General features: G+C 49.2%; 10 protein-coding genes. 2 read left to right on the top strand and 8 right to left on the bottom strand.

Annotated elements, in window-relative coordinates:
• Window positions 1-190 precede the first annotated feature (190 nt).
• Window positions 191-1,108, top strand: a complete 918-nt coding sequence (locus STSP2_RS09495; protein ID WP_146662113.1) for a hypothetical protein — start codon at window positions 191-193, stop codon at window positions 1,106-1,108.
• A gap of 152 nt (window positions 1,109-1,260) precedes the next feature.
• On the opposite strand, the gene STSP2_RS09490 is transcribed toward STSP2_RS09495, so the two are convergent.
• The 6 genes from STSP2_RS09490 to STSP2_RS09465 all read right to left on the bottom strand — a co-directional run bounded on the left by STSP2_RS09490 (window position 1,261) and on the right by STSP2_RS09465 (window position 6,870).
• Window positions 1,261-2,721 carry a tetratricopeptide repeat protein gene (locus tag STSP2_RS09490; RefSeq protein WP_146662111.1) on the bottom strand — a complete coding sequence of 487 codons (1,461 nt, stop codon included), beginning with the start codon at window positions 2,719-2,721 and terminating at the stop codon, window positions 1,261-1,263.
• Between the two features lie 6 nt (window positions 2,722-2,727).
• Window positions 2,728-3,339: an energy transducer TonB gene (locus STSP2_RS09485; RefSeq protein WP_146662108.1), complete on the bottom strand. Its 612-nt coding sequence runs from the start codon at window positions 3,337-3,339 to the stop codon at window positions 2,728-2,730.
• 71 nt (window positions 3,340-3,410) lie between these two features.
• On the bottom strand, window positions 3,411-3,824 hold the full coding sequence (locus STSP2_RS09480) for an ExbD/TolR family protein (protein WP_146662107.1): 414 nt from the start codon (window positions 3,822-3,824) through the stop codon (window positions 3,411-3,413).
• Window positions 3,825-3,848: 24 nt separating this feature from the next.
• Window positions 3,849-4,517 (bottom strand): MotA/TolQ/ExbB proton channel family protein, encoded by a 669-nt coding sequence (locus STSP2_RS09475; protein WP_146662105.1) that lies wholly within the window; start codon window positions 4,515-4,517, stop codon window positions 3,849-3,851.
• Window positions 4,510-6,021: a MotA/TolQ/ExbB proton channel family protein gene (locus tag STSP2_RS09470; RefSeq protein WP_146662102.1), complete on the bottom strand. Its 1,512-nt coding sequence runs from the start codon at window positions 6,019-6,021 to the stop codon at window positions 4,510-4,512. The genes STSP2_RS09475 and STSP2_RS09470 overlap by 8 nt, the downstream gene beginning before the upstream one ends.
• Before the next feature lie 18 nt (window positions 6,022-6,039).
• On the bottom strand, window positions 6,040-6,870 hold the full coding sequence (locus STSP2_RS09465; RefSeq protein WP_146662100.1) for a DUF3450 family protein: 831 nt from the start codon (window positions 6,868-6,870) through the stop codon (window positions 6,040-6,042).
• A 520-nt stretch (window positions 6,871-7,390) separates the two neighbouring features.
• On the opposite strand from STSP2_RS09465, the gene STSP2_RS09460 reads away from it, so the two are divergent.
• Window positions 7,391-8,986 (top strand): SEL1-like repeat protein, encoded by a 1,596-nt coding sequence (locus STSP2_RS09460; RefSeq protein WP_146662098.1) that lies wholly within the window; start codon window positions 7,391-7,393, stop codon window positions 8,984-8,986.
• Window positions 8,987-9,066: 80 nt separating this feature from the next.
• Here the strand turns inward: STSP2_RS09460 and STSP2_RS09455 are convergent, their stop codons facing one another.
• Window positions 9,067-12,006 (bottom strand): TonB-dependent receptor, encoded by a 2,940-nt coding sequence (locus STSP2_RS09455; protein WP_169853113.1) that lies wholly within the window; start codon window positions 12,004-12,006, stop codon window positions 9,067-9,069.
• A gap of 89 nt (window positions 12,007-12,095) precedes the next feature.
• Entirely contained in the window at window positions 12,096-13,406 is a 1,311-nt protein-coding gene (locus STSP2_RS09450) for a tetratricopeptide repeat protein (RefSeq protein ID WP_146662095.1), read from the bottom strand.
• Between the last annotated feature and the right edge of the window lie 205 nt (window positions 13,407-13,611).

Below are 13,611 nucleotides of genomic sequence, written 5' to 3'. Positions count from 1 at the left end.
TTTTTAGAGGAACCCTCCATAATTCCTATCTTGAAAACTCATCGTCCTGATGGCCCACGGTATGCAGTGTTGTCATCAGAAATGAATTCTTACATTCACGGGCTTGCTGACACAAAATCCTTGCAATTGCCGGCCTATCCTGCTATATTAGGTCGCATTATTATCCTTATGAGAATGAAAGGCCTGAGCTATGAGGAAGTTGTTTGGTGTAGTGATCCTGATGAGTTTTGTTTCAATCGGCAGTGTATTTGCTGCCCCGCTACTGGTCTCCGGCGACATGACCATCACGGAGGGCAATGCTATCGAGGAGATCAACGCTTACGGCCAGGCAAACATCACCATAACTGGCGGTGAGGTCAGCAAGATCATCCTGGCACAAGACGCGAACCTGGACATGCAGGGAGGGACGGTTTCAACGCTTAAGACCTTTGACAATTCGACTGCCAATATAACCGGCGGGACCACGAATTACTTAGAAACATACTGCTCATCGGAAGTGATAGTAGATAACGGGTTGGAAAGTAGCACAGTACCCACTATTTCATCTGCAAAATTCGAATCTGGCATTTGCAAGATAAACGGTGGGACTGTTGGAGAAGTTACACTTGGAGCATCCGTCGAAGTTTTCGTCAGTGGCGGTACAGTAAATGGTATAAAACGATGGGATCCGATTGTGGGAAACCCGGCTGTTGTAATCTTGGGCGGAACTCTTGGTAGCATAGATATGTATACCGGGCGAGTAACTTGTAAGGGGGGACAGATAGATTCCCTTGGGATATCATCAATTGCAAAAGCTGAGATACACGCTGGTGGCATAAACGGGCTCACGGGTATTCCGAAGTTGATCGAGGGGTACACATTCGTGGTTGATGATGCCAGCAAACTGCCCTTTGGCGGCGACGACAACCAGCCTCACATCTGGGGTACGTATAAAAATGGCCAGCAGTTTGACATAAGCCTCCCAGATATTATTTACGATTCTGTGCAATTTACGACTAAGGCCGTCTGCACAAATCAGCCTGATGCAGATCTTACAGGCGACTGCGTGGTCAATACGTCTGACCTTGCCGTATTCGCCTCTGAGTGGCTGGATAGCGGCTTGAAATAGTTTGACGATAGGAATCTGATAACAAAAGTGACTTCTAAATCCACAAGGTGTCCCGCAGGACAAAGCCCGAAATCGATTGCATGCGAAAAACTCCTCTGAATAAATCAATCCGGCTACCGCAAACAAAAAGCAATACGGAAGAGTGATTTTTACTACCTTTTTGCCACACGTTCTACCTGTTCGAGGTATTCCTGGACATTTTCACGCGGCTCTATTCGCTGGGCGCTGCGGAGCAGAGGCAGGGCCTTCGCATAATGGCCGTTGCGTACAAGCAGTTGGGCGTGGCGTATCTTAGCGTCGGCTTCGTATTCATCGATGCCGGCGGCGCGTTCGAAGTAGAAGATGGCCTGTTCGGTGTCACCCTTGCGGCCGTAATGCTGTCCAAGTAGTATTAGGGCTTCGCCGTCGAGAGGGTCGAGCTCGACTATCTTTTCGAGTACCTTTGCTTCTTCGTCGGCTGAGCCTTTTGCAACGGCCAGTCGGGAGCGTATCTTCAGAAGATTCTTCTTTTGTTCGTCGCTGAGCTGGTTTTCGTAGGTGGACTCGATATTGCTGACGAGTAGTTGTGTCTGGTCATAGGCCGCCCTGGCTGCAAGTATTTTTGCACATCTGAGCGAGCGTTCGACGTTCTGATCGGGATTCTTATCCATTGCCCGCATGTAGGAATCTGCAGCAATCTCATACAGTTGTTCGTTGATATATATGTCGCCGAGCATGAAAAGGCTTTCCGCGGTTGATTGGCCGAGGTGATCGACAAATTCAAGTATTTCGGCGGACTCGAGCGGTTTGCCCATGCCGACGTATGCGTTTGCCTGGAGCAGCCACAGGTCCTTATTTTCGGGCTGATCTTTTATGAGCTGACCGAGAAGTGCGACGGCTTCGCCGTAACGCTCCTGCTTGAAGAAGCTGCGTGCCAGGCCCATCTTCCAGTCAAGTGTTTCACTGTCGAGAAGGATAGCCATGCGATAGGCGGATTCGGCTGGTATGCTCTTGTCCAGTGATGAGTATGCAAAACCGAGCAGGCCGTAGCTGGTGGCGTCACCGCCGCCAAGAGAAATGACGCGTGTGAGACATTCGACGGCCGGGGCAAAGCTGCTCTGCCGAACATAGATCAACCCCAGATTTTTCCATGCTCTGCGGAATTTGGGATACTTATCAACTGCAACGTTATAAACTTCGGCTGCCTGATCAAGTTTTTCCTGCTGGAAATATATGTTTGCAAGCGTGAAGTCGAATACCGCCGATGCGGCTTCGTTACGATTCTTTCGGAGCAGTTCCACGGCTCCATCAAGTTTGTCGTCGGAAATCAGTTCCAGCACTTCCTGCATGTCATCGCGCTCGTCAACGGTGACGCGAGGTTCGATCTCTGTCTCAGCTATGTAGCTCTGTGTGAACTGCTTCTGAAAATCGGGATCGTTCCACATAGCAAGCTGTTCGCCAGTTAAATTGGTTTGGCCGGACCGCGGCTCGATTCGAACGGGTTGCTCGGCGGCCTGCATATTAGTAGTGAGCATAGCAGCGAGAGCTAGCAGTGCAAAAAGAATCGTTCGTGTTTTGTGCATCTGAGTATCAGCAGAATTCTTCATGGCATTATCTTTTCCACCTGTAAACATTACAAGTTATCCTTTCGGGAATACAAACGGCACACGCATTCGAAACCTCACGGCCTTACCATTGCGTTTGCCCGGTTCAAACTTCCATCTCTTTATCGTAGAAATAGCCGCTTTTTCGAATACTGGGTTCGTTGACTTCTGCACCCTTGGGCTTGCCACCCTGCCCTGTTTGTCGACAATAAATATGACATAGACCTTGCCGGGTGCGTTCTTTCGCATTTGTGCGTTCATTGTAGGACCGGGCTGATAGAGCACGCGAGGCTTCTGGTCAAGGTCCGCGATGGAAAAGAGCGCATCGACATCTTTGTTCTCGGAGGCAAACGTGTTCAGTGACACGCCGAAATCGCCGGCGGCCCATCCGTCGCCAAAGCCGGGATTAAGTGCCACTTCGAGCTGTGACAAATCGAGTGGGGCGTTATTCTGTTCGAGCTTTGGCGGTTCTTTTTCGGGCTCTGGTTCCTCTTCCTCAGGCTCCGGCTCGGGTGGAGGATCCGGCGCTTCGAGCTTGCCCGTATCTACGGATCGAACCACCATGTCCTGCTTCGGAGGTTTGCTGAGAGTCTGCATCAACGGCAGTACCAGAAAGAACGCCAGCGTTATAGCAACCGCACCTGCCATAACAAATATTCGGTGAGACAGTTCTCTGATCAGCCAGAATTTTTTGCGTTTAATATTTCTCAAATCTGTACTCAGCTTGCTGGTTTGAGGGTTGAAAGACTGACTGTTTCAGCGCCTGCGAGCTTTGCTTCGTCGATGACACGAACCAGCATCCCCGAAGGCGCGGCGGTGTCTGCCTGTATGATTACAGGGATTTCTTCCTTCTGCAGCATCCGTTTGACGAGAGGCCTGATGCCGCTGAACCCTATCTCCCGACCGCCATACACAACCTCACCCTTTTCGGTCAAAGCGATCAAAATGCTGTTTTTCTCCTGTTGGACAGATGAGGCGGCCTGAGGTTTGTCTACCTCTACGCCGGTCTCTTCAACGAAAGTGGTTGTGACAATGAAGAAGATAAGCAGGATAAACACACAGTCCATCAGCGGTGAAATATCGATACCTGCCTCATTACCTTCATCCATTGCTGCCTGACGAAAACGTCCCATTTATTTCCCTCGCGTATCACTTGTTCAGCCGGCTGTAAAAGCGACCTGCTCAACTTTCGGCTTCTCTTCCTTATGAATTTTCTTGTACAATTTCTGATTGCAAACTGTTTCCAGATGTGCCAGAAATGCCTTATATCGTTCATAGTATCGTTTCAGTATGTGCTGAAACAAAAGCCCCGGCAACGCGATCACAAGTCCGGTCTCAGTGGTCACCAGCGCCTCCGATATGCCCTCAGCGATCATACCCATCGTCTTGTCGCCGCCTGACCCAGACGCAAGCGCCTCGAACGTAGCCAGCATACCGGTCACCGTCCCGAGAAGCCCAAGTAGCGGAGCCACACTAACACATATCTTCATCACCAAGAGATCTCGCTCAAAGGGCACGATCTCACTGGCGCGGAGTTCTTCAAAATAGGTCGCAGTATCCTTCAGCGTCCTGCCGCCCGTGACGAAATCCAGAATCTCGCCGATATGGCCTTTGCGCTTTTCAGGATGGTTTATCCATTTGCGCCATTTCTTCTCAGGCACTTTAGCGAAACCCTTTGCCCGCAGCCTCAGCAGAATATGCATGCCCAGCGAGAACATCACCAGCGAAACAGCAGCAATTGCGATCATTGCCCAGCCTCCCGATAGCCATATCGAGATGGCATGTTCCCACAGTGTAGTGAGTTTTTCCGTTGCTGCATCAAGCATTCGCTTTTACCTTTTCAGGCAGATCGTTCTTCTTCACAGGCGTCTTACTCACCTGGTTTACGAAAGCCACCGCAGCCTTCTCCATATCGTTGGCAAATCTCTTGGCCTTGCGTGAAAGAAACGCATGCAGCAGCAGCGACGGTATAGCAACTATAAGGCCGAACTCTGTCGTAATCAGGGCCTCGGAAATACCGCCGGACAAAGTCTTAACATCGCCCGAACCGAAAACGGTGATCAACTTGAAAGTATTAATGATGCCGGTGACCGTACCAAGCAGACCCAGCAGCGGAGCCGCAGCCGCACTTATCGCAACAAATGGCAAAAATCGTTCAAGCTTGAGCTTTGTATCGAGAACCGTTTCGTACATCAGTTCTTCAATCAGCTCCGCCGGCTCCTTTATATGCTCTACTCCTCGACGCAGCATCTTGCCGACAGGACCTTTAATCGACTGAACAGCTTTTTCAGCCTTTGCAGGGTCACGAGATTCAACCGCATCGAGCAGCTTGTTGATCTTTCTCTTGCCGGGCTTAGGAATGAGCGAAAGAGCGATCCACTTATACAGGGCAACCAGCATAGCAAGTCCAGCCATACCAAGAATCGGGATCATCACAGGCCCGCCCTTCTGGACATGCTCCACCAGCGTCTGGTTGGTGGATTCGACCACATGGGCATTACCCAAAGTCGGATCGAGCGGGAGCCGGCCTGATTCATTGCTTATCAGTTCACTGGCCGCAGCTTTATTCTGCTCGTTGGCGAATGGAATGATAGTCGGCTCAAGAGACCCAAACCGCTGTTCAACAGTACCGACTTTTTGTCCGTCTTCAGACTTGAAAAGTGCGGCAGGACCAATGAGAACAAACTTGCCGTCATTCACTAGCCCCGTTGAGTCGACAGCTTTTCCGTGGAATGTCTTGCCGCCAATGGCCTGCTCAAACCCTTCAAGCGATTCCTGGATCAGATCCGACTGGGCCTTGAAAACTTCTCTCTTAGAAAGATTGCTGTTCTCAGGCGAGGTCTTAGCATGCTCCAAAGTGTCCTTATATCGCTGTATTTCAGCAATGTGAAGCCTTGCTTCAAAATTGACAGCGAACTGCCCCATGAGATTGCTTATGTAAGAAGCTTCCTCTTTACGAGCCTTTATCTCGTTCCTGAGGTTACTCAGGTCCAGCGTCCGAGTGTCCAGCAAACGCGAAGTCTCCTGATACTCACGGCGAACCTCAGAAAGTTCCTCTTCCAGATCATTCAACTGCCGGGTAAGCGGAATCGTCTTATCGGCGATCTGCTTTCTCAACTCAGCTAGTTCAGCAACGCTTTCTTCCATCTTACGCTTTGCGGACTGAGACGCTTTGCCGAATTCACTTTGCGGCTCATCTTCCGAAGAAACCAGCGGGTCCGCGAGGTTTTGAAGTTCCGTAACCGATGCCTCATCGCCATCCGTCAAATCGCCGAATACCTGCATCGCTGCAAACAGCAGGATTATTGAAATGATTTTAGTGATTTTCATAGTGCCAACTCTGTTCAATTATTTAACCTTTACTGGAAGCTCAATAAACTCCGCCACTTTTTCATTGTTCAAAACAGCAATCGCCTCTTTAACATTCAAAGCGATTGTGTTGTCCTGCTGCCACTGCCAGCCATCCTCGGCTGGAACGCTGATACCTGCGATATCGCCATCAGCGTTAGTGTACCAGGCCTGCCCAAGACCAAGGTACAGCGTGCTGACCTCTATGGAACTGCCGTCGGTAAGATCTCTGATCTCACTGACTGCCGTAACTTCTCGATTGAACTTGTCAACCTCGTTGAGGATGCCGATCACATTTTCAAAACGCTTTGAAAGCGAAAGATCGGTTTTCGCAGGATCTTCAGGCAAACGCTGACTCAAAGGCCTGATCCGGTCTTTGATCGGATTCGGCAGCCGCTTTATGAGATCCTTGCAACGCCCTTCCAAATCAGTTGCAGTATCCGTCATAAAAGTCGAGGTCTCTTTGAGCTTCTCGTTCTCCTCGACCATCTCTTTTCGCTTCTTGTCGGCTTCGGCAATACTATCTTCAGTCTCACTGATCTTATCTTTGAGAGACTTGATCTCATTCTTGACCAGGCTGATTCGCTCTTCGAGCATCTCACTCGCGAGCCTGAATTTCTGCTTTTCCTCTGAGATAAGACGCTCAGTTTCCACCCACTTCTCTATCAGTAGTCTGGCTTGCTGAGGGCCCACTTCATCAGCGGCCTGCAAGCTTCGCGAACCCGCCAACAACAAAAAGGGAGTGAGCAGAATGACCGCCCATTTAAGCGAGGCCGACCTTTTCCAACTGTCCCGCAAATACGTTAGTTTTACGTTCAGCAATTTTTTCATGCTTACATGATCCTTAGATATTGAACAAACTATTGACCGCCTTCAATTATGTGGAATATTAGTCTGCGATTGTGTGAATAGCGTTAGTTGGATGTTCTATTAGGATTAGGTTTCCTTTAGAAATTGCTAACATTGCAAAGATATTACCGAATCAATTGCGACAGCCCACACTTTCTAGCTGAAAGAGCCATTCTCTAATGCGTGACCAATGAAGACGGTCGTTATGGGACCTATCCCCTTCTGCAATTGTTAGAAATAGTCAATCTTGCAGCTTTTACTTCCCCAATGCCCCCAAAAAACTCACTCCATCTGTCTGAACAAACCGCAATAGCAGGCTCTAAAACAGTCATTCACGGCTAGACGGCAGATAGTAAGCCGCTCAAATCAATTTGATCTCAAACCCGGTCTCCTCAAAGCACATGCATGCCCGGACGATAAATTCAATGAATGGTCAAACGGCAGAAGTACCGTTAACGACTCGAAATTTGTAACGAGAACTGATATTGAAAAGGTTACCAAAATGTTTGCAAAGAGAGAAAATCACAGACGTGAATTGAATGATCTCGGTCGAGACTTATTTAGCGTACTTATAATCAGTCTGTTACTAATCGCCCTTTCCGGGTGCGGAACACAGTTCCAGAACGGTTGGGGAGCTTTCCAGGAAGAAGATTACAACGGTGCTCTGCAGGCATGGCGGCCCCTTGCGCAAGACGGGGACCTGCGTGCCCAATTCTACATCGGCCTGATGTATGACGAAGGCAGAGGCGTAGAACGCAATGCAGCCCGGGCTGCGCAGTGGTACAAGCTTTCCGCAAAACAGGAATTTGCGCCGGCTGAAAACAACCTCGCTCTGCTCTATTTCAACGGAGACGGTATCGCCGAGGATCGCGAAGAAGCTGCACGCCTGTTTTCCCTGGCGGCAGAACAGGGTCATCAGAAAGCTAAAAGCAATCTGGCCATGCTCAAGGCGGGCGGGGAAGGCACGACAAAAGATCTCGCTCAGGCAAAGAACATGCACCTTCTCGCAGCCATGGAAGGAAGCCCGCAATCGCAGTTCGCCTTGGGAACAATGTATTACGAAGGTTTGCAAACTGAACGAGACTATTCAAAAGCTGCCAAATGGCTTAAGCTCTCTGCAGAGCAGGGTTATGCACCCGCTCAGAACAGTCTTGCATTGATGTATGAAAAAGGCCACGGCGTGGTAAGAGCCCCTGAAAAAGCAGTCAGGCTATATAAAGCCGCAGCCGAGCAGGGGCATGTAGCTGCGGCGAATAATCTCGGCATGATGTATCTGGAAGGCAAAGGAGTGGCTCCCGATTACGCAAAAGCAAGAGAGCTGCTCGAGCCCATCGCTAACCAGGGTTCCGCAAGAGCGCAATGCGGCATGGGCTTGATGTATTACAAGGGCAACGGCGTGCAGGGCGATTATACAGAAGCGGCAAAGTGGTTCACCAAAGCCGCTCAACAGAATTTCGCCTACGCACAACACATGCTCGGAGTGCTGCACTATAATGGTCAGGGGGTACGGCAGGATTACGAAAAGGCTTTTGAATTCTATGAATCAGCCGCTGAACAGGGCAACGTGCTCGCCATCAACAACCTCGGCATGATGTACTTTGAGGGCAGAGCTGTTGCAAAGGACTACGAAAAAGCTTTCGAATTACTGATGCAGGCTGCAGAACTTGACATCCCTGAATCGCAGTACACTGTTGGCTGGATGTATTACAAAGGCCTCGGCGTTGAAAAAGACCACGAAGAATCCGCAAAATGGTTCAAACGCGCAGCTAAAAAAGATTTCGCACAGGCACAAACCAACCTCGGAATGATGTACCTACGCGGAGAAGGCGTAAGAAAGGACATCCGCAAAGCAGCCGAATTGCTCGAAAGCGCCGCAAAACTTGGAAGAGCCACAGCACAGACAAACCTTGCCATCATGTATCTGAAGGGCTATGGAGTGGAACAGAGCGACGACAAGGCCGTGCATTATTTTGCCATGGCTTCGAAGCAGGGTTGTCGGATCGCGCAAAGCAAGCTTATCAGAATGCGTGAGCTTGGGCGTGCAGACGAATACGAAGGATATACTGATTCGCGATATAAGATCGCTGCGTCGCAATAATCTGCAAGTCGTATATGGTCATGAGGCTGGATCGGCGGCAATAATACTCAACCAATCCAGCTTTTTTGTATCTTCGGGCCTTAAAACGTTGCCGAAAGGCTGATCGAAAACTCCATTCCTTTATGGTACGAAGTTTTGGTCACATCCCCTACTGGTGAGCGATAGACACTTTCGATGGCAGGGTCCAGAAGGTTCTTAGCTTTGAAACCGAGCTTCCAAGTGTCGTTCAGCTTTTGTGACATGGTAAAATTCAGTGTGCCGTATTCGGTTTCGTATATGTTCGGAATAAGATTGCCGTTTGACTGCCCCGCACCTGCGACAAGTGTGTCGCCGCGTACGGTATAGAAAAGCCCCAAGTTGGTTCCTGTCCGTGGCTGATTATATGTCAGATAGATGTTATACAGATGCTCCGGAGCGTTTGTCATATCACGTTTAGCGATCTGGAATTCGGGCGGCAGACCAAAACCGGGCGAAGGCAGAGTGACTTCGGAATTGATCAATGTTGCGTTCGCGCCAACAGAAAATCCTTTAAGTTTTTCCGAAAGCATATCCAACTTCTGGCGAATCTCGAATTCAAATCCGTCAAGCTGACCTTCAGGATAGTTAATCGCTGTCGTATAGGCATAGCCGCCTGTCGGGGCGATCATTCGCACATACTCGATCGGATCCGTGATGTCTTTTCGAAAGTAAGATGCGGAAAACAGTCCACCCTCGTATGGAGTGAAATCAACGCGGATATCGTAATTTTTCAAGGCACTCATCTTCAGATCCGGATTACCAATGAAAACATCACCGCCAAGATATTCGGTTTGCTGAATGGGTGAAAGCTCCTTGAAGGTCTGCCGAGCCACAGTTTCGCTGTAAGATCCGCGTATGGTGAGGCTTTTCGCGGGATTGAAAGAGAAACCAATAGAAGGCAGCACATCCTGCTGCTTGTAAGATACGTCACCTTTGTTGTCAGGTGACATCGCAACCTCTATGGGATTGCCGTCAGGAGTTATGCCAATCAGAGTCACGTCATCGATATCATCAGGCGTATTCACAATGCTCAAATCAGTATCTTCAAACCTTGCACCACCGATTATATTAAAGTACGGGTTCAACGGCATGTCCGCCATATAATACCATGCCGAAATATGCTGCTCACCTCTGTAGTTGACATCGGGATCCACGCCGGGCTGAACCGGAAGATCATCGGGATTGGTATTAGGAAAGACACTGCTCCAGAATTCATTGAAAGCAGCCTCGTATCCGTCCACTCCGAGCCCCGAGTTGCTGAGAGATTCCTGCTTATAGTTGCGTTCGACGTCATCATTGAAGATACCGAACTTGAAGTAGCCCTCATCGCCGGTCCACTGCTCGAACGGGAACTTTATGTTCAAAGAGTACTGATCACTCTCCTCGCATATGCTTTTCCATATGCGCTGATAATTACCGAACGTAATATACGAACCGGGCTGAAGCTGGGTATGTGTCGCCGGCAGAGGATCTAAAAACTGATCCAAAGGTGGGTCCCAGGCAGACTCAGGCAGCCATATGGTACCGAACTGTCTTTTGTCCGGCTGGTACATCTCAGCAGAGCTGGTCGCAACGTACCAATCGAATTCGGGAGCAAGGAACCGGAATTTTTCGCCGAAACCGAACCCCATATCCGGCAGCTCATGCGTACCGCTGAACTGCAAAGTCTCTGTTGTTCGCTCGGTATACTGTAATGTCTCGGTCCGCAGATAAGGCGCTGTCGAACGCGAATCCATCGCGTTGCCGGGATCCGTATTATCAGTGGGGTCGTAGCCTGGAAAATAGAACTCCTTGCCGCGAGTGTCCTCAGCAAGCGTTACCTCATTCTCAGCTACATGCGTATACATATACGCGAGTGAAAGTTTGTGTGCTTCGGTTTCGAGTCCCAAAACTCCAAGACCGCCCCACTTGACTTCTTCGGTCCCCTGTGTCACATCAAAAAGCGAAGTGTTAAACTCCTGGGTTGTAGGATCGTCTTTTTTTGAAACGTCAGGTGAGGTTTGAGGTTCCATTATGCCCTTCTCTGGCACAAACCACCTGCTGTCGTTAATACCGTCATCATAGAACGAACTGTCCGTCTCGTAGAAAAAGCTGCCCAGAGCACCTATTCTGAAACCTTCTTCAAACTCGTGCTTTCCGCCGGCTGTCACCGACCAATTGTAGTCGGTGGGAGCTCCTCCGGTAGAAACACCTGCTGCGACGTTATTGTTCACCGGTGCACCTGCCTTGATCCCATCAGCGGTCCCACGATCCTGCATGCCCCAGAAATCAAGATCACCGCCATCATAAGTTAGAAAATCGTTCTCGCCGTACACCTGTGAATTGAAGCTGATACCGGTCTTGAGATTTAGAATGCTCTGCTCAGGTATACCCTTCAGGATGATGTTTACCGCACCGCCGGACGCATCGCCCTGCTGGTCCGGAGTGAATGTCTTGCTCACCTGTATGCTTTCGATGACAGAAGAAGGGAATTGATCGAGCTGAACCGCCCTTTTGTCCGCATCAGCGGTTGGCAAGCGGATGTCGTTCAACTGTGAGTTCACATATCTGTCAGGCAGGCCACGGATCACTGCAAACTTGCCGTCCTGAATAGTAGCACCGGCAACCAGCTTCAAAGCACCGGCCGCATCGCTGGCACCGGCCCTGCTCATCAGCTCCGAGCTTATCGAGTCCAGCAGCTCAGGACTTTTCATGCGAAGATCAAGCAAAGCCGCTTCTGTACCCGTACCGATCTGAACATCCTGAACCACAAATTCCTCCATGTCCAGAAATTCTCCGGACAGACTGGCATTTACCTCGGTCATTCGCCCAGGTGAAACCACAACATCGGCTTTGACCTTGCGGGTGTAGCCGTCTTTCGAGAACACGAGCGTATATGTACCCGGCTTTACCTCGCTGAAAACATAATTGCCCTGATCGGTCGCCTCGGTGGTTTCGCCGGTTTCAGCAATGGTAACCTGGGCCCCGGCGAGCGGCGCCTCAAAGTCCAGATCATAGACCATTCCCCTTATACCGCCAGCCTTTCTAGCAGCCGCTAGAGGAGAACAGACCAAACCGACGATCAGAAATATTCGGAGACAAACAGATGCTTTTACCATGGCTGACCCAATTCGTTACTCAATTCAAAAATGAGCCCCCACAGCTCCTTATCCAGTTCAATTCCATTCAAAGCCATCGAGCAGCAGATTGCGGAGAGATCCTCAGCACGCGGGCGAGAATTTGGATTCTCAAATGCCGCCAGCAGAGCTTTCCTGTAAACAGAAAGCGACCTGCCATCTTGCCCCATGGAATGGTACGCTTCTGCCAGCGGAATCAGCGTCTCAGCCTTGTATATGTCTACGATCGATGATTCTTTGTCTTCGTAAAGCTTGAGTAAAGTATCTGCTTTTGAAACAGCATTGGCATTATTTCCAGCTTTCGCTCTGAGCAAGGCGGTCCTGGCACCCATAGGGATCAGATGTCTAACAGGCCAGTCGTACGCGTCAAGAAGCTGCTGGATTTCTTTCAACAGGTCCATAGCTTTTTGTTCGTCTTCATTGTCAACTGCAGCTTCAGCAAGCTCACATAAGAGTTCAATGCGAATGAAGACGGGGATGGGCTTCCATGAGAACTTGATCTTTTCTTCTACCTTGCTTCGTATATCAGTGTCAGCGTATTTTTCTCTGTAAATATTTGCATAAGCAAAAAGAGAGTTTTTTACAGCATCAAAATTGCCAGTGGCAATGTGCTCATCCAGCTCATGCATTTGCTCTTCAATGGTCTTGTTGGGGTTTGAAGTAATGGTGCCGCTTTCTATAAGACCTTTTTCGCCAGCCTCAAGGGTACTCTCTATCCGATCAGCTTCTCCGGCCTTTCCCAGCCAGCTATAAATTTGAGCAACCTTAATATTTATCCTATTTTTACGCCAATCTTCAACTTCATTCGCAACCATATCTGCCATGCCCAGCCATTTTTTGGCTTTTAATTCGTTGTGTCTTTTCGCATAATAGAGCCCCATTTCTGCATAGCACAGACCCTGTCGCCAGTTTTTTATGCCTTCAATAAATTTCACAGCAAGGTGCGGTCGATCCAACAGCAGACAGGTCCCAACAACCTTTTGCTGTGCCTTTGAACGGTCCTTAATGTGCGGATCCACAGGTATCTTTGAAGCAACGTCAAAAGCGGTTTTCAACAATTTTTCATTGCAATCATCACTTGCATCTGCAGAGTATTTTTGCTGCAGCGATTCAGCGGGGTCTCCTGCATCCGCAGCAGATTTCTCCTGGGCTAAAATCAGGAAAAGGGATACAAATATAAACACGAAATTCTTTTTCAAAATGTTAGACATAAATGTCTCCGGATCATTGAGGCCGCTGTCAAAAAATACCCTGCCGGCACTGGTAAGCTTGTTTTGATTGTCCATTCGAATAAGCTGCAGAGAGTTTATTCAGGAAATGTTTGCGTATCATTACCGCAATATTGCTAACACGTTAGCGTTTGAATGCAAATTCGTTAGCAACCACATTACTTTTGTATGAAAATCAACCCTTTGTTGGAGTATCCGCAAACCATAAAAAAGCCGGCGACAGAGCATTGTGCCCCGTCACCAGCCAGAAAAGGAAAAATCT

This window comes from Anaerohalosphaera lusitana, from assembly GCF_002007645.1.
GTDB classification, from domain to species: Bacteria; Planctomycetota; Phycisphaerae; order Sedimentisphaerales; family Anaerohalosphaeraceae; genus Anaerohalosphaera; species Anaerohalosphaera lusitana.
This window is presented reverse-complemented; position numbering and strand designations above follow the sequence as displayed.